Annotated in this window: 20 protein-coding genes; 16 read left to right on the forward strand and 4 right to left on the reverse strand. The window is 71.5% G+C overall.

The genetic code is table 11. From position 1 onward, the window contains the following. Positions 1–104 precede the first annotated feature (104 nt). The 3 genes from ACFUCU_RS03415 (at position 105) to ACFUCU_RS03425 (ending at position 1,863) form a co-directional block, all read left to right on the forward strand. Positions 105–578: a cupredoxin domain-containing protein gene (locus tag ACFUCU_RS03415; RefSeq protein WP_377970654.1), complete on the forward strand. Its 474-nt coding sequence runs from the start codon at positions 105–107 to the stop codon at positions 576–578. After that, positions 575–1,021: a hypothetical protein gene (locus ACFUCU_RS03420; protein ID WP_377970656.1), complete on the forward strand. Its 447-nt coding sequence runs from the start codon at positions 575–577 to the stop codon at positions 1,019–1,021. Before ACFUCU_RS03415 ends, ACFUCU_RS03420 begins: the two co-directional genes overlap by 4 nt. A 119-nt stretch (positions 1,022–1,140) precedes the next feature. Beyond that, the gene (locus ACFUCU_RS03425; RefSeq protein ID WP_377970658.1) at positions 1,141–1,863 is read left to right on the forward strand and encodes a CDP-alcohol phosphatidyltransferase family protein; all 723 of its coding nucleotides are present in this window, start codon (positions 1,141–1,143) and stop codon (positions 1,861–1,863) included. On the opposite strand, the gene ligD is transcribed toward ACFUCU_RS03425, so the two are convergent. Further along, positions 1,860–2,882, reverse strand: a complete 1,023-nt coding sequence (gene ligD / locus ACFUCU_RS03430; RefSeq protein ID WP_377970659.1) for a non-homologous end-joining DNA ligase — start codon at positions 2,880–2,882, stop codon at positions 1,860–1,862. The genes ACFUCU_RS03425 and ligD overlap by 4 nt on opposite strands. A gap of 128 nt (positions 2,883–3,010) precedes the next feature. Between ligD and ACFUCU_RS03435 the strand changes: the two genes are divergently transcribed. The 6 genes from ACFUCU_RS03435 (at position 3,011) to ACFUCU_RS03460 (ending at position 6,532) form a co-directional block, all read left to right on the forward strand. Next, complete coding sequence (locus ACFUCU_RS03435; RefSeq protein ID WP_377970660.1) at positions 3,011–3,364, forward strand: hypothetical protein; 354 nt, start codon at positions 3,011–3,013, stop codon at positions 3,362–3,364. Beyond that, positions 3,351–4,034, forward strand: a complete 684-nt coding sequence (locus ACFUCU_RS03440; protein WP_377970661.1) for an alpha/beta family hydrolase — start codon at positions 3,351–3,353, stop codon at positions 4,032–4,034. The genes ACFUCU_RS03435 and ACFUCU_RS03440 overlap by 14 nt, the downstream gene beginning before the upstream one ends. Further along, the gene (locus tag ACFUCU_RS03445) at positions 4,031–5,014 is read left to right on the forward strand and encodes an amidohydrolase family protein (RefSeq protein ID WP_377970663.1); all 984 of its coding nucleotides are present in this window, start codon (positions 4,031–4,033) and stop codon (positions 5,012–5,014) included. Before ACFUCU_RS03440 ends, ACFUCU_RS03445 begins: the two co-directional genes overlap by 4 nt. Beyond that, on the forward strand, positions 4,998–5,219 hold the full coding sequence (locus ACFUCU_RS03450; RefSeq protein WP_290257971.1) for a hypothetical protein: 222 nt from the start codon (positions 4,998–5,000) through the stop codon (positions 5,217–5,219). The genes ACFUCU_RS03445 and ACFUCU_RS03450 overlap by 17 nt, the downstream gene beginning before the upstream one ends. Before the next feature lie 69 nt (positions 5,220–5,288). Further along, positions 5,289–5,615 (forward strand): ArsR/SmtB family transcription factor, encoded by a 327-nt coding sequence (locus tag ACFUCU_RS03455; protein WP_377970664.1) that lies wholly within the window; start codon positions 5,289–5,291, stop codon positions 5,613–5,615. After that, a complete protein-coding gene (locus ACFUCU_RS03460) occupies positions 5,612–6,532 on the forward strand; it encodes a cation diffusion facilitator family transporter (RefSeq protein WP_364137515.1) in 921 nt (306 codons plus the stop codon). The genes ACFUCU_RS03455 and ACFUCU_RS03460 overlap by 4 nt, the downstream gene beginning before the upstream one ends. A gap of 4 nt (positions 6,533–6,536) precedes the next feature. Here the strand turns inward: ACFUCU_RS03460 and hrpB are convergent, their stop codons facing one another. Next, positions 6,537–9,182, reverse strand: coding sequence for an ATP-dependent helicase HrpB (gene hrpB, locus ACFUCU_RS03465; RefSeq protein ID WP_377970805.1), 2,646 nt, complete (start codon positions 9,180–9,182; stop codon positions 6,537–6,539). Between the two features lie 156 nt (positions 9,183–9,338). Between hrpB and ACFUCU_RS03470 the strand changes: the two genes are divergently transcribed. The 7 genes from ACFUCU_RS03470 to ggt all read left to right on the forward strand — a co-directional run bounded on the left by ACFUCU_RS03470 (position 9,339) and on the right by ggt (position 16,388). Beyond that, positions 9,339–10,361, forward strand: coding sequence for an LLM class flavin-dependent oxidoreductase (locus tag ACFUCU_RS03470; RefSeq protein ID WP_377970666.1), 1,023 nt, complete (start codon positions 9,339–9,341; stop codon positions 10,359–10,361). A 30-nt stretch (positions 10,362–10,391) separates the two neighbouring features. Beyond that, positions 10,392–10,664 (forward strand): hypothetical protein, encoded by a 273-nt coding sequence (locus ACFUCU_RS03475; protein ID WP_377970668.1) that lies wholly within the window; start codon positions 10,392–10,394, stop codon positions 10,662–10,664. A gap of 216 nt (positions 10,665–10,880) precedes the next feature. Next, positions 10,881–11,924 carry an NAD(P)-dependent alcohol dehydrogenase gene (locus tag ACFUCU_RS03480; protein ID WP_377970670.1) on the forward strand — a complete coding sequence of 348 codons (1,044 nt, stop codon included), beginning with the start codon at positions 10,881–10,883 and terminating at the stop codon, positions 11,922–11,924. Positions 11,925–12,180: 256 nt separating this feature from the next. Beyond that, positions 12,181–12,681, forward strand: coding sequence for a GNAT family N-acetyltransferase (locus ACFUCU_RS03485; RefSeq protein ID WP_377970672.1), 501 nt, complete (start codon positions 12,181–12,183; stop codon positions 12,679–12,681). Positions 12,682–13,076: 395 nt separating this feature from the next. Continuing rightward, the gene (locus ACFUCU_RS03490; RefSeq protein ID WP_377970673.1) at positions 13,077–13,994 is read left to right on the forward strand and encodes an NAD(P)H-binding protein; all 918 of its coding nucleotides are present in this window, start codon (positions 13,077–13,079) and stop codon (positions 13,992–13,994) included. Then, positions 13,991–14,470, forward strand: coding sequence for an NUDIX domain-containing protein (locus tag ACFUCU_RS03495; RefSeq protein WP_377970674.1), 480 nt, complete (start codon positions 13,991–13,993; stop codon positions 14,468–14,470). The genes ACFUCU_RS03490 and ACFUCU_RS03495 overlap by 4 nt, the downstream gene beginning before the upstream one ends. A gap of 91 nt (positions 14,471–14,561) precedes the next feature. Then, complete coding sequence (gene ggt / locus ACFUCU_RS03500) at positions 14,562–16,388, forward strand: gamma-glutamyltransferase (RefSeq protein WP_377970676.1); 1,827 nt, start codon at positions 14,562–14,564, stop codon at positions 16,386–16,388. Positions 16,389–16,439: 51 nt separating this feature from the next. Here the strand turns inward: ggt and ACFUCU_RS03505 are convergent, their stop codons facing one another. Beyond that, entirely contained in the window at positions 16,440–16,940 is a 501-nt protein-coding gene (locus ACFUCU_RS03505) for a DUF664 domain-containing protein (protein WP_377970677.1), read from the reverse strand. Between the two features lie 154 nt (positions 16,941–17,094). Next, on the reverse strand, positions 17,095–18,954 hold the full coding sequence (ilvD, locus tag ACFUCU_RS03510) for a dihydroxy-acid dehydratase (protein WP_377970679.1): 1,860 nt from the start codon (positions 18,952–18,954) through the stop codon (positions 17,095–17,097). Positions 18,955–19,028: the final 74 nt, after the last annotated feature.

Here is a 19,028-nt window from a genome sequence, read left to right on the forward strand (position 1 = left end):
CCCCCTCACCGCAATACCCGCCAAAATGCCCGGCGCCATCCGCACCGATGAGGAGCAGAATTAAGGCGGGTTGCTAAGGTCAACTGATTCGCCGGAGGTGGGTCATGGTCACCGGAAGAAAATGTGGCGTCGTCGCTGCGCTCGCGGCCCTGGTGCTGGGTGTGGCCGGCTGCGGCTCGGGAGGCGGCACGGCTCCCCCGTCCGGCACCTCCGCGAGCGCCGCCATGCCGATGGACACCGCCGGCACCTCGACGAGCACAGCCGCCTCAACAAGCACGGGCGCGTCCGCCACCACTGCCTCTTCCGGCGCGTCGACGTCACCGTCCGCCGGGGCCGCCATAACCATCAAGAACTTCGCCTACGGCCCGACCCTTGAGGTGGCGGCGGGCAGCACCGTCACGGTCACAAACACGGACAGCGCCGCGCACACCGTCACCGCCGATCAGGGCGGCGCCTTCGACGTCACGGTCAAGGGCAGCGGCGGCACGGCCACCTTCACCGCGCCGGGGACGCCCGGCACCTACACCTATCACTGCACCTTCCACCCCAACATGCACGGAACGCTGGTGGTCACATGAGCGCCACCGCACACCGGGGCGTTGCCGGCCACCGGAGCCGGGGCCTTGCCCTGCGGCTGCTGACGGCCGGCTGCCTGGCCGTCGACGCCGGGGTCCATCTTCACCTGGCGCCCGGCTACCAGGCCGGCTCGCCGCAGGGACTCGGACAGGGCACGCTCTTTGTCGTCGAGGCGGCCGCCGCCGCGCTCGCCGCCGTCGCCGTCCTTTGGCGGGGTTCCCGGGCGGCGTTTGCCGTCGCGTTCCTCGTTTCCCTAAGCGCCTTCGCCGCCGTGGTGCTCTACCGGTACGTCGATATCCCCGCGTTCGGTCCCTTCCCCGCGATGTACGACCCGGTCTGGTTCTGGGAGAAGTCGATCAGCGCCGCCGCCGAGGGCCTCGGGGCCGTCGCGGCGGCCGCGGGGTTCGTCCGGGCCGGTCGGGGACGGGCGACGACGGCGGGCTGAACCGAACGAGGGGCGCGCGACTTTAGGGTGCAGAGACCTCAGGGAGCTCACGGTGCCCGGATGTCGGGGCATTACGGCAGCGGCCCCGCACCGGCCCACGGCGATACCATGGCCGCATCATGACTGAACTCCGGACCGCCCCGCATCCGGCGGTGGCCGACGTTTCCGTGGCCGCCGTGGCGTACCTCGGTGCCGTCGCCGTGGTCGCCGGCCCGTCGCTTCCCGTCGGCGGGGGCGCACTGCTCGCGGTGGGCGCCGGCGGGGCGGTGCTGACCGGAGCCGGCGCAAACCTGCTGGGCCGGGCCGTCCCGTCCTGCACCCCCGCGGACCGGATCACCCTGGCCCGGGCGGTGCTGGTGGCTTGCTGCGCCGCGCTCACCGCGTCGGGGCTGCTGACCGGCGGCCCTTCGGGGCTGCCGCTGCTCGCCGTCGGGACGGCGGCCTTCGCCCTGGACGCCGTGGACGGGCCGGTGGCGCGGCGGACCGGGACCGCCTCGGCCGACGGCGCCCGCCTGGACACCGCCACCGACGCGGCACTGACGCTGGTACTGGCCTGCGCCGTGGCGGGCAGCCTTGGCGTCTGGGCGCTCGGATCCGGGCTTCTGTATTACGTGTTCCAGGCCACGGGCCGGGTCCGGCCGTCGCTTCGCGCACCTTTGCCGCCGTCGGCCGCCCGGAAGGTGATCGGCGCGCTGCAGCCGGCGGCCCTGCTGTTCGCCCTGGTGCCCGGCATCCCGGGAGCCGCGGCGACCGCTGCGGTCGCGGCCGCACTCGGCCTGCTGGTGTTGTCCTTCGGGCGGGACGTCGTGGTCCTGGAGCGGAAGCGGGCGGCCGCCGGTTAGTCCTTGGCTTTGGCGCGGCTGGGCTGTACCCTCGGCGGTTCGCCCGGCATCTTGGGGAAGTCCGGCGGGAACGGCAGCTCGCCGAGGCCGGCCTCGGCATCCCGCTCCCACCAGCCGAGCAGGCCATCGATCGAGCCGGGGTTGGCGTGCATCCCGGCCCAGGGGTCACCGGCGGACCGCAGCCGGTCCGGCACCGTCGCCACGGTCAGGGCAGCCGGATCGGCGTCGTCGAGTTCCTCCCATGTCAGCGGGCAGGACACCGTGGCCCCCGGCAGCGCCCGCGGGCTGTAGGCCCCGGCCATAGTGCGGTCGCGGTTGGCCTGGTTGAAGTCGATGAAGACCCGTTCCCCGCGCTCCTCCTTCCACCAGGCGGTGGTTACCTGCTCGGGCATCCGGCGCTCCAGTTCACGGGCCGCGGCGATCACGGCATGCCGGACGTCCAGGAACTCGTGGTCCGGCTCGATCGGCGCGAACACGTGCAACCCGCGGTTGCCGGAGGTTTTGATGAAGGCCTCCAGGCCGACGTCGGCGAGGACCTTCCGCAGCTCCCGGGCGGCGGGGACGGCGTCCCTGAAGGAGGTTCCCGGCTGCGGGTCCAGGTCGATGCGGAGCTGATCCGGGTTGTCCGGGTTCCCGGCCCGCGACGCCCAGGGGTGGAAAACCACGGTGTTCATCTGCACCGCCCAGACCGCGGCAGCTGCTTCGTCGATCACAAGCTGCGGGTGGGAGCGTCCGCTGGGATAAACCACCGGCACCGACCTGACGAAGTCCGGCGCCCCCTTGGGCGGATTCTTGGAGAAGAACTGTTCGCCGTCGACGTCGCCGGAGAAACGCTGCAGGGTGATGGGCCGGTCCCCGTTCGCGGCCAGGAAGGCCTCGCCGACGTCGATCATGAACCGCGCCAGGTCCAGCTTGGTCACACCTGCGGCGGGCCAGACCAGCCGGGACGGGCTGGAAATCCGGACCTCCCGCTCGCCGTGCGGACCCGGAACCGTCACCATCGTCTCTTCCCTTGCCATGAGGGCAGGCTACCCCGCGCCCGGTCCCGGCGACACCCGCCGGGAACGCGTCGCCGCCGGTCCGGTCGCCACGGGAGCCGCGGCCCGGCGTCTGGCTCCGGCTGCCGCCGCTGGCTAGGGTGGCTTCCATGGCTGAGGCATTGGCGTCCCTGGCGGACGCATTCAAGACGGTGGGGGTCTCCCGGGCGTACGGCGAGCCGATCGAGCTCGCGGGAGAGCGGGTGGTGCCCGTGGCGCTGGTGTCCTTCGGGTTCGGCGGCGGCAGCGCGCCGGCATCCGGGGAGGAACCCGGCGGGGCCGGCGGAGGCGGGGGCGGGTTTGTCCTGCCGCTGGGAGTGTATGCGGGCGGCCGCGATGGCCGGAGCGTATTCCGACCCAACCCGGTGGTCCTGATGGCCGCCGCGGTGCCCCTGGTGTGCGCCGCGGGCTGGGCGCTGAGGGCCCTGGTCCCCGGAACGCGGGCGGCAGGTGCCCGTGGTTGAGGAGGCGCTGAGCATCGACGTGGACGGCACCGCGGTGTCCGCCGTTTATGCCCGGCCCGACCACCCGGTGGCCACGCTGGTGCTGGCGCACGGGGCCGGCGCCGGGATGGACCACCCCTTCATGACCGGCTTCACCGCCGCCCTGAACGACGACGGCGTCGCCACCCTGCGCTTCAACTTCCCCTACCGGGAGGCCGGGCGGAAGTTCCCGGACCGCCCGCCGGTCGCCATCGCAACGTGGCGGGGCGCGATGGCTGCCGCACGCGAACGCTCCACCGGCGAGCCGGTCTGGGCGGCCGGGAAGTCCTTCGGCGGCCGGATGGCGTCCATGGCGGTGGCCGAGGGGATGCCGGCGGCCGGCCTTGTCTACCTCGGCTACCCGCTGCACCCGCCCGGCAAGCCGGAGAAGCTCCGGGACGAACACCTTTACGGCGTGAGCGTGCCCATGCTGTTCCTGCAGGGCACCCGGGACACCTTCGCCACCGGGAACCTGTTGGACACGGTTGCCGCCCGGATCGGGCCCTCCGCCGAGGTGCAGTGGGTCGACGGCGGGGACCACTCCTTCGCCGTAGCCGGCAGGAAGCGCCCCGCGGACCAGATCGGCGCGGGGCTGGCGGAACCGGTGGCCCGCTTCCTCCGGTCCCATGCCCCGGAAGGAGCCGGGCAGTGAGCGGCGGGCACGGTCCGGCCGCGCTCACCGACGCCGACGTCCAGGCCTGGTGGCAGCGGCTGGGCCTGCCCGGCCTGATCGACATCCACACGCATTTCCTCCCGGAACGGATGCTCCGCCGGGTCTGGGCCCACTTCGACGAGGCCGGCCCCCTGGTCGGCCGGCCCTGGCCGATCACCTACCGCACCGCGCAGGACCAGCGGCTCGCCACCCTTCGCGCCCTCGGCGTCCGCCGCTTCACCGCCCTGACCTATGCGCACCGGCCGGACATGGCGGCGGACCTCACCGACTTCGCCCTGGACCTCGCCGCCGCCGAGCCGGACTGCGTCCCCAGCGCGACCTTCTACCCGGAGGAGGGCGTGGTCGGACAGGTGGAGCGGGCCCTCTCCCGTGGTGCCAGGGTCTTCAAGATCCATGCCCAGGTGGGCGGCTTCGACCTGCGCGAGCCCATCCTGGACCCGGCCTGGGGACTCCTGGCCGACGCCGGCATTCCCGTCGTCATCCACGTCGGCTCCGGCCCCGTCCCCCGGCACGGATTCACCGGCCCCGACAAGCTCGAGGGGGTGCTGCGCCGCCACCCGGACCTGACCGCCGTCGTCGCCCACCTCGGCGCCCCGGAGTACGCCGAGTTCCTGGACCTGGCCGACCGCTACCCCGGCGTCCACCTGGACACCACCATGGCCTTCACCGACTTCTTCGAGTCCGTGACCCCGTTCCCGGCGGGCCTGCTCCCCCGGCTGGCGGACCTCGGTGACCGGGTGGTGCTGGGCAGCGACTTCCCCAACATCCCCTATCCCTACGCCCACCAGCTGGAGGCGCTGGAACGGCTGCGGGACCGGGAGCCGCGGCTCGACGACGCCTGGCTGCGGGCCGTGTGCTGGGACAACGGCGCCCGGCTGATCGGGGACGGCGCTGGTCCTTCAGCTGTTCCCTTATCCGCGCCGAGCCTGAATGATGGGTCCCATGACGAAACCCTATGAAGCGTCCCGCCCCATCGAGTCCGACAACCCGGAGGCGGTGACGTCCGCCGTCCGCGAGGCCACCAACGAACTCCGTGACACCCTGCAGCGCGACGGCATCGAGGTCAGTTTTCAGGACCTGGCGTTGCTGGGCCACTCGGAATCCTGGGACGACGAGGGACAGCGCTGGGTGCACGTCGCCTGGGACGGCGCCGAGGCCGGCTAGCCCCCGACACCGGACGCTGCACAGGCACCGCCCGCTTCGACAGTACAGAAATCGCTGTAGTATTTTCGCATGCAGACACTGACCAGCACGGGCGTCCTGGCCCGGTTCGGCAAGGCGCTCGCGGACCCCACCCGGTCCTCGATCCTGCTGAGGCTCAAGGACGGGCCGGCGTTCCCGGGCGAGCTGGCCGAGTCCCTCGGCGTAAGCCGGCAGATGCTCTCCAACCACCTGGCCTGCCTGCGGGACTGCGGCCTCGTCGTCGCCGAACCGGCCGGGCGCAAGGTCCGCTACGAACTCTCGGACGTCAAGCTCGCCCACGCCCTCGGGGACCTGCTGGAGGTCATCCTCACCGTGGAGCCCATCTGCACCTGCCCGGACGAGGACTGCGCGCCGTGAGCGGGCACCACGACCACTCGCACGCCGTCGACGCCGACGGCAACCGCACCCGGCTGCTGCTGGTCTTCGGCATCACGGTCCTGGTCATGGTTGCGGAGATCACCGGCACGGTGCTCTCGGGCAGCCTGGCCCTGCTGGCCGACGCCGGACACATGTTCACGGACGCGGCCGGCCTGCTGATCGCGCTGATCGCGGCGTCCCTGGCGCTCAGGCCCGCCACCATGAAGCGGACCTGGGGTTTCAAGCGCGCCGAGATCCTGGCCGCGGCCCTGCAGGCGGGGCTTCTGCTGATCGTGGGCGCCTTCGTGATCGTCGAAGGCATCCGGCGCCTGTTCGAGCCCCCCGAGGTGGGATCCTCGCTGATGCTCTGGTTCGGCGTGATCGGCCTGGCCGGCAACGCCGTGGGCCTGCTGGTCCTGGCCGCCGGCCGGAAGCACAACTTCAACATGCGCGCCGCGTTCCTCGAGGTGCTCAATGACGCTCTGGGCTCCGTGGCGGTGATCGTCGCCGCCCTGGTGATCGCCTGGACCGGCTGGACCCGGGCCGACGCGCTGGTGTCCCTACTGATCGGTGCGCTGATCATCCCGCGGACCCTCAAACTGCTGATGGAGACCGTGCACGTCCTGCTCGAGAGCACCCCTAAGGGCCTCGACCTGGGCCAGGTGCGGACCCACATCCTGGCACTGCCGCACGTGATCGACGTCCATGACCTGCACGCCTCGCTGGTGGGGTCCGGCACCCCGGTCATTACCGGGCACGTCACCCTCGAGGACGAGTGCCTCACCGACGGCCACGCCGCGACCATCCTGGCCGACCTGCAGCGCTGCGTTGCCGAACACTTCGACATCTCCGTGGAGCACTCCACCTTCCAGCTCGAACCGGCGGCCCACCGGGACCAGGAGCACCTGCCCCACTAGGCGCCTACATCCGGTTCTTGACCTTCGCGGTGGCCGGGGCCGTCCACGGGTCTTCCGGCCACGGGTGCTTAGGGTAGCGTCCGCGCATCTCCGCGCGGACCTGGGCGTACGGCCCGGACCAGAACGAGGCAAGGTCGTCCGTGACCGCCAGCGGCCGCCGCGCCGGGGACAGCAGATGGAAAAGCACCGGCACCCGGCCCTCCACCAGCCGGGGCGTCCGATCCCAGCCGAAGCACTCCTGCAGCTTGACCGCGACAACGGGCCGGCCGCCGTCGTCGTCCGCCGCGGGGTAATCGATGCGGACCATCGAGCCGCTGGGAACCTTCAGGGATTCGGGCGCCAGCTCGGCCAGGCGCGACGCTTCGGGCCAGGGCAGCAGCCGCCGCAGCGGGTCCAGGAGGTCGACGCCGGCAGTCCGGCCACCCGCGGCCAGCGCCTCGAGTTCGGGCGCCAGCCAGTCCTCCAGCCGGGCCAACAGGGCCTCCTCCGAGACATCCGGCCAGGGCGCGCCGAGCTCCCGGTGCAGCAGGGCCAGCCGGCGGCGGAGCGCGTCGGCGGCCGGTGACCAGCCGATGGCGCCCAGCCCCGCCCCCGCGAGGGCGCGGCCCACGGCCGCGCGGCCCGTTTCCGGCGTCGGACGTACCGGGGTGGAGGACAGCACGATCGCACCCAGCCGGCGTTCCTGGCGGGCGGTCACCCGGCCGCCGTCGAAGGCCGCGACCACCGTGTCGGTGAGCAGGTGCGCGGCGGCGGTTTCGGCATCTGCCGGGACAAGCGGCGCCGCGGCGCGGATGACGGCGCCGGTGCCCGCGGCCTGATGCCCGTCGGCGCGGCTGACCTCCGCGACGGCGAGCCAGTCCTGCCCGGAGAGGCGGCTGCTGCCGGGAAGGGCGGCGCGGGTGCCGGAGGCGAGCAGGTAACGGTCGCCGGGGCCGGGCACCCGGCGCGCCACCCGGTCGGGGAAGGCGAGGGCGACGACGTGGCCGGCCTCCTCACCGGCCGCCCTCGGGCCGGCCGGTTTCTTCCCGGTCTCCGCGGCGGCGGAGGGCGCCGGTTCGGGCGCAATTCGGCCACCCGCGCCCGCGGTACGGGCGATCGACTCCAGCCGCCGCACCTCGTCGGCCCAACTGCGCGCGCCGGGATCCCTGCCCGAGCGCAGTGCCGCCAGCAGCCCGGGCAGGTCCGCCCCGGGGGCGCGCTGGCCGCCGGACACGGCGGCGACGGTCTCGGCGGCCGCTCGGGGGCCCACCGCGGTACCGCCCTCCAGGAGCGCGCGGCCCAGCCGCGGGTCGGCGGGGATGCGTGCCAGGGTGCGGCCGAGGCCGGTGGCGTGGCCGTCGGGTCCGACGGCGCCCAGTTCCCGCAGGACCGCGACGGCGTCGGCCATCGCCGCGGCCGGCGGGGCATCCGGCAACGCCATGCCGCGGCCCTCGGGGGAACCCCAGCAGGCGAGCACCAGGGCGGCCCCGGTGAGATCCACGACGGTGATTTCCGGGGTGACATGCGCGGGGGCGGCACCGAAACTGCGCTCGTCGTAGCAGCGCACCACCCGGCCCGGGCCCAGGCGCGCTGCACGGCCGGCCCGCTGGCCCGCGGACGCCCGGGAACAGGACACGGTGACCAGGCCGGTCATGCCGCGGGCGGCGTCGCGGCGCGGTTCGCGGGCCAGGCCCGAGTCGATCACCAGGCGGACGCCCGGGACGGTGAGGGATGATTCGGCGAGCGCGGTGCTGACGATGATCCGCGGCTGCACGCCGGGGACGCGCCCGGACACCGCCCGGTCCTGGGTCGCGGGGTCGGCCTGGCCGTGCAGCTCCAGCACCTCCGCCGTCGTCCGTCCCCGCAGCCGTGACGCCACGTGCGTGACTTCCCGGGCGCCCGGCATGAAGACGAGCGCGTCGAGATCGTCCCCGGCGGCGACGGCGGCGGCGTGCGCGGCGGCCGCCGTGTCCGCGACGTGGTCCAGGAAGGAGCGGGTCACGCCGCGGGCATCCAGCCGCGGTCCCGGCGCGGGCGCCCACTGCACCTCCAGCGGATGGAGCGCGCTGGGGCAGCCGACGACGGGCGCCGGCACGGCCGGGCCGCCGTCGGTGTCCCCCAGCAGTTCGGCGAAGCGGCGCGCGTCCAGGGTGGCGGACATCGCGACCAGGGCCAGATCGCCGCGGAGCTGGCGCACCTCGGCCAGCATGCCCAGCAGTAGGTCCGTCTCCAGCCCTCGTTCGTGCACCTCATCCAGCACGACGGCGGCGGTCCCCTCCAGTCCCGGGTCGGCGAGCAGGCGACGCAGCAGGATCCCGGGGGTGACGAATTCCACGAGGGTGTCCGGGCAGGTCCGCCGCTCGCCGCGTACCGCGTAGCCCACCCGATCCCCCAGCGGGCTGCCGTCCAGGGCGGAGAGGCGGCGGGCGGCGGCACGGGCGGCGACCCGGCGGGGCTGGGTGACCACGATCCGGGCGGCCGCCCCGTTCGTGTCGGCGGCCGCGGCGCCGGCCAGGGTCAGGTTCGCCAGCAACGGGGGCACCAGCGTGGTCTTTCCGGTCCCCGGCGGCGACTCCACCACCGCGGCAGCCCCGGGGCCACCGGCCGCCAGCGCACCGGTCAGCTCTCCCAGGGACCCGGCGAATACCAGGCCCGCGCCGATGGCACCCATGTCAAAGGGACGGCGATGGAGGCGGGGATTCCTGGCGGGGGCAGTCACGCTTCCATTCTCCCCGCCCCGGCGCACCGGGCCGCACGCCGCCGTTCCCCACCCGCAGAACGGCCCGACGGACGGAATAGGAACCCCCGGTGGCGCGTTGGGGCTGATGTGAAAAACATTGGCTTCCTGTCCTTTGGCCACTGGACCGACCACCCGGAGTCCGGCACCCGCAGCGCCTCGGACGCACTTCTGCAGGCGATCGACCTCGCCGTCGCGGCCGAGGAGCTGGGCGCGGACGGCGCCTACTTCCGCGTCCACCACTTCGCCCAGCAGTACGCCTCTCCCTTCCCGCTGCTGGCGGCGGTCGGCGCCAGGACCAGCCGCATCGAGATCGGCACCGGCGTCATCGACATGCGCTACGAGAACCCGCTCTACATGGCCGAGGACGCCGGGGCGGCGGACCTGATCAGCGGCGGCCGGCTGCAGCTCGGCATCAGCCGCGGGTCACCCGAGCAGGTCGTCGACGGCTGGCGGCACTTCGGCTACACCCCGGCGGACGGCGAATCCGACGCCGACATGGGCCGCCGCCACACCGAACGGCTGCTCGAGGTACTGAAGGGCGAGGGCTTCGCCGCGCCGAGCCCGCGGCCGATGTTCCCGAACCCGCCGGGGCTGTTGCGGATTGAGCCGCACTCGGCGGGGCTCCGTGAGCGGATCTGGTGGGGCTCCGGCTCCAACGCCACCGCGGTCTGGGCCGCGAAACTCGGCATGAACCTGCAGAGTTCCACGCTCAAGGACGACGAGAGCGGCAAGCCCTTCCACATCCAGCAGGCCGAACAGATCGAGCTTTACCGGCAGGCCTGGAAGGACGCCGGCCACCAGCGCGAACCCCGTGTGTCGGTCAGCCGCAGCATCTTCGCCCTGACGGACGAGCGGGACTGGCACTACTTCGGCCGTGACCGGCGCAGCTCGGACCAGATCGGCAACATCGACGAAAAAACCCGGGCGATCTTCGGCCGCTCCTACGCCGGAGCCCCGGACGAACTTGCCGCCAAACTGGCCGAGGACGAGGCGATCGCCGCGGCCGACACCCTGCTGCTGACCGTCCCCAACCAGCTGGGCGTCGACTACAACGCCCACGTCATCGAGTCCGTGCTCAAGCACGTCGCCCCGCAACTGGGCTGGCGCTGAGCCCGTCCCCCACAGAGAGCAGACCCCCTGATGCACTTCCAGCAGGACGACGAGGGCTTCATCCGGATGCCTCGGCACCTTCCGGCCGGCACCCCCGTCACCATCACCTTCAGCGACGGCTCCACCGCGGAGTTCACCGGACGGGACCTCAACGCCGCCTACGACCGGTCGCTGGCCGAGTTCCGGGCCGGAAACAACCTGGACGCGAAGGGCTTCTCCCGGACACCGAAGGCACGGACCAACTCCGGCAACCGGATCGAGTTCGTCCGCGTCTACCCGGACATGGCCCGCGGACGCGCCTGACCCGCCTTCCACGCGGCACCGGCGTCGGACGTCAAAAAAATTAATCAGCACACTGCGGAACAATCCCGCCGGGTGCGCTGTTGTCTCCCACTGTGGCTCCGATCGGTTCGCCGGCCGGGGGCACATTCCGGCGCAGCCTTGGGCTGATCCCCCGCCGGCAGCTGTTGTTGATTCTCCCCAGACCGCTAACGAATCACAGATACACACTGGAGATACATGCTTACCGTTAACGCTTATGCCGCACCGTCCGCCACCGGCGACCTGGTCCCCACCACGATCGAACGCCGCGACGTCGGACCCCATGACGTCCTGATCGAGATCAAGTTCGCCGGCATCTGCCACTCGGATATCCACACCGTCCGCGGCGACTGGGGCCCCCAGTCCTACCCGCTCGCTCCCGGCCACGAGATCGCCGGCATTGTCACCGAGGTCGGCTCCGCCGTCACCAAGCACGCCGTCGGTGACCGCGTCGGCGTCGGCTGCATGGTCAACTCCTGCGGCGAGTGCGTGAACTGCCAGGCCGGCGAAGAGCAGTACTGCCTCAAGGGCAACACCGGCACCTACGGCGCCGTCGACCGTGACGGCACCATCACCCAGGGCGGCTACTCCACCCACGTCGTCGTCACCGAAGACTTCGTGGTGCGGATCCCGGAGGGCATCGAGCTCGACGTCGCCGCTCCCCTGCTGTGCGCCGGCATCACCACCTACTCCCCGCTGAAGCACTGGAACGCCGGCCCCGGCAAGAAGGTCGCCGTCGTCGGCCTGGGCGGCCTGGGCCACATGGCCGTCAAGATCGCCCACGCCATGGGCGCCGAGGTGACCGTGCTCTCCCAGTCGCTGAAGAAGCAGGAAGACGGCCTGAAACTGGGCGCCGACCACTACTACGCCACGAGCGACGAGAACACCTTCAGCGAGCTCGCCGGCAGCTTCGACCTGATCATCAACACGGTCAGCGCCTCGATCGACATCAGCTCCTACCTGCAGCTGCTGCGCCTCGACGGCACCATGGTCAACGTCGGCGCCCCCGCCGAGCCGCTGCCGGTCAACGCGTTCGCCCTGATCGGCGGCCGGCGCTCCTTCGCAGGCTCCATGATCGGCGGCATCCGCCAGACCCAGGAGATGCTGGACTTCTGCGCCGAGCACCACCTGGGCGCCGAGATCGAGGTCATCCCGGCCGAGAAGATCAACGAGGCCTACGAGCGGGTTCTGGCCTCCGACGTGCGCTACCGCTTCGTCATCGACACGGCCACGCTCAGCTAGGCACACCCTCCACCCGGGACGGTCCGCCGCGCGCGGCCCGTCCACCGTGCCGGCAGACGGCCCGGCGGCGCAGGAATCCCCTGTGCCGCCGGGCCGTTCCTGTGTCCGGGCTACAGGGCAGCCGAAAGATCTCCACAAATATCACCGGCCCGAAACCTGGGCGCAATATTGGCGGTACAGTCTGGATGGAAGGCCGGAGCGCACCGCCCCGGCCCGGGCATCCCCGGACTCCGCCCAGGAGAGAGTGCAGGTCGCCGTGAATCCCCTCTTCGTCCTCACCGCAGAAACGGCCGCCGGCGGCTCCACCCGCCGCGGCGTGCCCCTCCGCCCCATCAAGCCCGACGACGTCGACGAACTCTCACGGATGTACCACGAGTCGTACGCGGAGAGCCTGCCCCAGCCGCCCGAGCGGGCCACCGGCTGGATCGACGCGCTCCTCGCCGGAGCGGAGGGCGCCCACCTCCCCGAGGCCTCCGCTGTCCTGACCGGACCAGAGGGCCAGCTGACCGCGGCCATCATCGTCACCGAACCGGCCCCCGGCAGCGACGGGGAATGGGACGCCGTGATCGCCGAACTCTTCACCCACCCCGACTTCCGCCGCCAGGGCCTGGCCGACGAACTGCTGAGCCACTGCCTCGACACCCTCCAGATACAGGGCCGCAACACGGTGGCGGTTACGGTGGACAGCGGCAACTTCGCCGCACTGGCGTTCTATCTCTCCCGCGACTTCCGCCGCCTCACCGACGACGACGCATAGGACCCACCCCCGCCCCCGGGTTTTGTAACGTCACTGGAGTTATTGCTACCGTGGCGGGTACGTTTCAACATTTCTTGGGGGAAATATGAATAAGGCACAGCGACGCGCCCACGTGGAGCCGCCCTGTCCGGCGTGCGGATCCCGGGTGGTTCCGAACTGGACCGACCAGCGGCAGGCGTCCGCCCGGCAACCCGACTGGCAGGTCAGCGACCGGCAGTGCAGCTCGCAGCTGTGCCGGCTCAACGACCCGCAGAACTGGTAGCGGTCCGGGCCCGGCCTCCCGGGTCAGCCGCTCCCCCGGGCCGGATGGTTGGACTGCGTGAGGCGCCGGGATGATCCGGTGCCACCCGCGTGTTGAAGCCCTCGGAAGAGCACACCACCCGAGAGGAACCATCATGAGCATCGTTGTCACCGGCGCCACCGGCCACCTGGGCCGCCTCGTCCTGGAATCCCTGCTCCGCCGCGGCGCCCCCGCCGGCGAGCTGGTCGCCGTCGGCCGCGCCGTCGACAAACTGGACGATTTTGCCGGCCGCGGCGTCCAGGTCCGGGCCATGGACTACGACGACGCCGGGTCGGTCGCGGCGGCCCTCAAGGGTGCGTCCAGGGTGCTGCTGATTTCCGGCAGCGCCGTCGGGCAGCGCCTCGAACAGCACCGGACCGTCATCGACGCCGCCCGGGCCGAGGGCGTGGAACTCCTCGCCTACACCAGCATCGCCAACGCGGACAGCACGGGGATGAAGCTCGCCGCCGAACACCAGGCCACCGAGAAGCTCCTCGCCGAGTCCGGACTGCCCCACGTCCTCCTCCGCAACGGCTGGTACCTGGAGAACTACACCGAACAGCTGCCGGGCACCCTGGCCCAGGGCGGCTTCGCTGGCGGCGCCGGTGACGGCAAGGTCAGCGCCGCCGCCCGTGCCGACTACGCGGACGCGGCCGCAGCCGTGCTCCTGGCCGATGACCAGGCCGGCAAGGTCTATGAACTCGGCGGCGACCAGGCCTTCACCATGGCGGAACTGGCGGCCGAGATCAGCGCGGTGGCCGGACAACCTGTGGCCTACCAGGACCTCCCTGCCGCGGACTACGCCGCGATGCTCGCCGGATTCGGGGTCCCCGCGGACTTCGTCGGCATCCTCGCCGACTCCGACGTCGGCATTGCCCGCGGCGACCTTCTGGTCACCTCCGGCCAGCTCGCATCCCTGATCGGGCGGCCGGCCACCACCATGCCCGACGCGGTGCGGTCGGCCGTGGCCGCGCTCAAGGACGCCGCGCCGGAACACGGGACCGGCAAAGAAGCGGACCCGGCAGCCAAGTGACCGTCCACAGCGCGGGCCTGCTGCTCTACCGCCGGACCGGCGCCGGGCTGGAGGTCTGGATCGCCCACATGGGCGGTCCTTACTGGGCGCGCAAGAAAACCGCGTCCTGGTCCATACCTAAGGGGATCCACACGGACCGGGAGGACCCGCTCGCCGCGGCCCGTCGTGAGTTCACCGAGGAGATCGGCACCCCGCCGCCCGAGGCCGACTACGTTCCGTTGGGCAGTTTCCGGCAGTCATCCGGGAAGGTGGTCACCGTCTTCGCCGCGGAGACGGACTTCGCCCCGGAGCGCATTGTCAGCAACACCTTCCCGCTGGAATGGCCCAGGGGCTCGGGCACCATCCGGGAATTCCCCGAGATCGACGCAGCCGAATGGGTTGGCGAGGACGAGGCCAGGCTCCGGCTGGTCCGCGGCCAGCTCCCCATACTCGACGCCCTGGTCCGGCGCCTCGACGGGAGGCCGGAACCGACCTGACGCCCCCGTCGCAGAACGTCTTGTCATTGAATGTCACAAAATCGACACGTAGTGTGACATAAATCGACTGACCTCTTCACCGGGAGCATTCATGAAAACACCAGGACGCAGGCTCTCCGCCCTGACGGCGGCGCTGGCACTCACCGTGGCCGGCGGCGCCGTCGCGGGCCCCGCCGTCGCCGATCCCCGCGAGACGGAGAAGACCCCCACCGCCACCGGGTACGGCGGTGCCGTGAGCACCGTCGATCCGGAGGCGTCCGCCGCGGCGATCGAGGTCCTCCGCAAGGGCGGCAACGCGGCCGACGCCGCGGTGGCGGCTGCCGCCACCCTGGGTGTGACCGAACCGTACAGCGCCGGCGTCGGCGGCGGCGGGTACTTCGTGTACTACGACGCCAACAGCAAGTCGGTGGGTACCATCGACGGCCGGGAAACCGCGCCGGCCGGCATCACCCCCGACGCCTTCATCGACAAATCCACCGGGAAGCCCTACCGCTTCACCCCGGAACTGGTCACCAGCGGCGTCGCCGTCGGTGTTCCGGGCACCCCGGCCACCTGGCAGCGCGCCCTGGAACGGTGGGGCAGCCTGGGATTGGGCGACGCCTTGAAACCGGCCATCAAGGTGGCCGACCGCGGCTTCGTCGTCGACACCACCTTCCGCCAGCAGACCCTGGACAACAAGGCCCGGTTCGCCGCCTTCCCGGCCACCAGCGAGCTGTTCCTTCCCGGCGGCGACGCCCCCGCCGTCGGCAGCATCTTCCAGAACCACGACCTCGCCGCGACCTACCGGCTCCTGGCCCGGCAAGGCACCGCGGGCTTCTACACCGGGCCGGTGGCCGCCGACATCGCGGCCACCGTCCAGAACCCCGCCAAGGCCCCCGGCACCACGCTGCCCGTGCCCGCGGGATCGATGACGACGGCGGACCTGGCCGGTTACCGGGCCGCGGACCAGGCCCCCACCCGGGTGGGCTACCGCGGACTGGACGTCTACGGCATGGCTCCCTCCAGCAGCGGCGGCACCACCGTGGGCGAGGCCCTGAACATCCTGGCCCCCACCAACCTCTCCGGCCTGTCCACCGCCGGCGCGCTGCACCACTACCTGGAGGCCAGCGCCCTGTCCTTCGCCGACCGCGGCAAGTATGTCGGCGACCCGGCCAAGGTCACGGTCCCGACGGCGGCCCTGACCGATCCGCTCTTCGGCAAGGAGCGCGCCTGCCTGATCGATCCCCTGCACGCGGCCACCAAGCCGGTGGCGCCGGGCGATGTCGCCAACTACGACGGCGTGTGCCCCGCCGCCACGGCGCCGGCGGCCAGCGAAAAGGACACCGAGAACATCTCCACCACCAACCTCACGGTGGCGGACAAGTGGGGCAACGTGGCCGAGTACACGCTCACGATCGAACAGACCGGCGGTTCCGGCATGGTGGTTCCCGGCCGCGGTTTCCTGCTCAACAACGAGCTGACCGATTTCTCCACGGTCTATGACGCGCAGGACCCGAACCGGATCGAACCCGGGAAGCGTCCCCGTTCCTCGATGTCCCCGACCATCATCCTCAAGGACGCCGCCCCGTTCGTCGCCCTGGGCTCGCCCGGCGGGTCCACGATCATCACCACCGTGCTGCAGACCATCCTGAACCGGGTGGACCTGGGCATGACCATCTCGGAGGCCATCGCCGCGCCCCGCGCCTCGCAGCGGAACACGGCGAAGGTCACCGCCGAGCCGGCGTTCATTGCGGCCTACGGCGATCAGCTCACCCCGTTCGGGCACCAGTTCACGCCCTCGGGTGACGCCTTCACGTCCGCGGCGGAGATCGGCGCCGCCACGGCGATCGAGTTCGGGCCGGACGGACGGCTGACCGCCGCCGCCGAACCGGTCCGTCGCGGCGGCGGCTCGGCCATGGTGCTCAGCGCCCGCAGGTAGCCGCCGGCGGTTTCACACGAAGCAACCAGCCTGACCACGGGCCTGGGCGGATCAGCCGCCCAGGCCCCCGGCGTAGGCGGCCTGGCCCACGTGCTGGAGGCAGTCCGCCACCGTGCTGACCAGGCGCACGCCCAGGGTGACGGGCGGATCCCACCGCTCGTCCACCACCCGGTCCAGGCCGCCGTCGTCCAGTCCTTCGATGAAGCCGGCGGTCTGCCGGTGGACGGCGTCGTAGTACTCCAGCAGCAGGTCCGGCCCGGCGGTGACGGAGTCCACCTGGGCGGAGGAGTGCCCGTAGCCGGTGTCCCGCTCGGGCAACGGGAGGCCGAACCTGCCGGCGAAGCCCTGGGTGGTCCAGACCTGCGGGAGGCCGGCGGCGGAGGAGACCTGGGCGTCCTCCACGCGGGCCAGGTGCCAGAGAAGCCAGGCGATGGAGTTCCCGGTCCCTCCCGGGCGCCGGGTCAGGCCGCGTTCGTCCGTTCCGTCCAGCACTGCCTCCACCGTTTCGCGGATCCGGCCAAAGGCATCGAGCAGCAGTTCGTTGGATTTCATTCCATTGCCTCCCTGGCGTCGTTCGTCCGCCCATGCTGGCACACGAACGGCCCGTTGCCCTACCACGTCCGGGTGCCAGGGAGGGGTCATGGGCACCATAGGTGATAGGGCAACGGGCCGGCGCTGCCGTGCGCGGAGAGTATGCCGGCGGGGATTAGCCGCCCAGGAGCGTGACGTCGCGGACGGCGCCCTTGTCGGCGGAGGTGGCCATGGCGGCGTATGCCCGCAGCGCGGCCGAGACCTGGCGTTCCCGGTCCTTGGGCTTGTAGCCGCCGTTGATCAGCAGCTTCTCCCGCCGCTCGGCCAGCAGCTCATCGCTGACTTCCAGTTGCAGGGACCGCTGGCTGATGTTGATGCTGATGATGTCCCCGTCTTCGACCAGGGCGATGGTTCCGCCGGAGGCAGCCTCCGGGGAGATGTGCCCGATCGACAGGCCGGAGGTGCCGCCGGAGAAACGGCCGTCGGTGATCAGGGCGCACTTCTTGCCCAGGCCGCGGCCCTTGAGGAACGACGTCGGGTACAGCATTTCCTGCATGCCCGGACCGCCCTTGGGCCCCTCGTAGCGGATGACCACCACGTCGCCTTCCTTGATGGTCTTGTTCAGGATTTTCTCCACGGCCTCATCCTGGGACTCGCACACCACGGCCGGGCCGGAGAAGGTCCAAATGGATTCATCCACACCGGCGGTCTTCACCACGGCGCCGTCCACGGCAACGTTGCCGCGGAGCACGGCCAGGCCGCCGTCCTTGGAGTAGGCGTGCTCCACGGACCGGATGCAGCCTTCGGCCGCGTCGGTGTCCAGCGAGGTCCACTCGTTCGACTGGGAAAACGCGGTGGAGGACCGGACGCCGCCGGGGGCCGCGTGCCACAGGGCGCCGGCTTCCTCCGTGGCCTTGCCGCCGCGGATGTCCCAGTCGTCCAGCCAGCCGTCCAGGTCGGCCGAGTGCACCGAATGGACGTCCTTGTGCAGGAGCCCGCCGCGGTTCAGCTCGCCCAGCAGCGCGGGGATGCCGCCGGCGCGGTGCACATCCTCCATGTAGTAGGTCCGGTTCTTGGCCACGTTCGGGGCCACCTTGGCAAGGCACGGTACCTGGCGGGACTTGGCGTCCATCTCGGCCAGGCCATAGTCCACGCCCGCCTCCTGGGCCGCGGCCAGCAGGTGCAGGATGGTGTTGGTGGATCCGCCCATGGAGATGTCCAGCGCCATGGCGTTGTCGAAGGCTTTGGCGGTGGCGATCGAGCGGGGCAGCACCGACTCGTCGTCGCCGTCGTAGTAACGCTTCACGAGCTCGACGACGGTTCTCCCGGCCTTCTCGTACAGCGCCTTGCGCGCGGTGTGGGTGGCGAGCACGGAGCCGTTGCCGGGCAGGGACAGGCCGATGGCCTCGGTGAGGCAGTTCATCGAGTTGGCGGTGAACATGCCGGAGCAGGATCCGCAGGTGGGGCAGGCGTTTTCTTCGATGAGGTTGATGTCGGCGTCGGAGATCGACTCGTCGACGGCGTCGGAGATGGCGTTCACCAGGTCCAGGGAGCGGACGGACCCGTCGGTGAGGGTGACGCGGCCGGCCTCCATGGGGCCGCCGGAGACGAAGACCACGGGGATGTTCAGGCGCAGCGCGGCCATCAGCATGCCGGGGGTGATCTTGTCGCAGTTGGAGATGCAGACCAGGGCGTCGGCGCAGTGGGCGTTGACCATGTACTCCACGGAGTCGGCGATCAGGTCGCGGGAGGGCAGGGAGTACAGCATGCCGCCGTGGCCCATGGCGATGCCGTCGTCCACGGCGATGGTGTTGAACTCGCGGGGAACCGCTCCGGCGGCCAGGATCGCGTCGGAGACGATCCGCCCGACGGGGGCGAGGTGGGTGTGGCCGGGGACGAACTCGGTGAAGGAGTTGGCCACGGCAATGATCGGCTTTCCGATGTCCGAGTTGGCGACGCCGGAGGCGCGCAGCAGTGCGCGGGCTCCGGCCATGTTCCGGCCGTGGGTGACGGTTTTAGAGCGAAGTGCAGGCATGTGTATCATCCTGCACCGCGCCGCGGCCCGGGGAGAAGACGGCCCTAATACTAGTAGTAGTACTAACAGAGTAA

It is taken from the genome of Arthrobacter sp. NPDC057259 (assembly GCF_042668995.1).
In the GTDB taxonomy this organism is placed as follows: Bacteria; Actinomycetota; Actinomycetes; order Actinomycetales; family Micrococcaceae; genus Arthrobacter.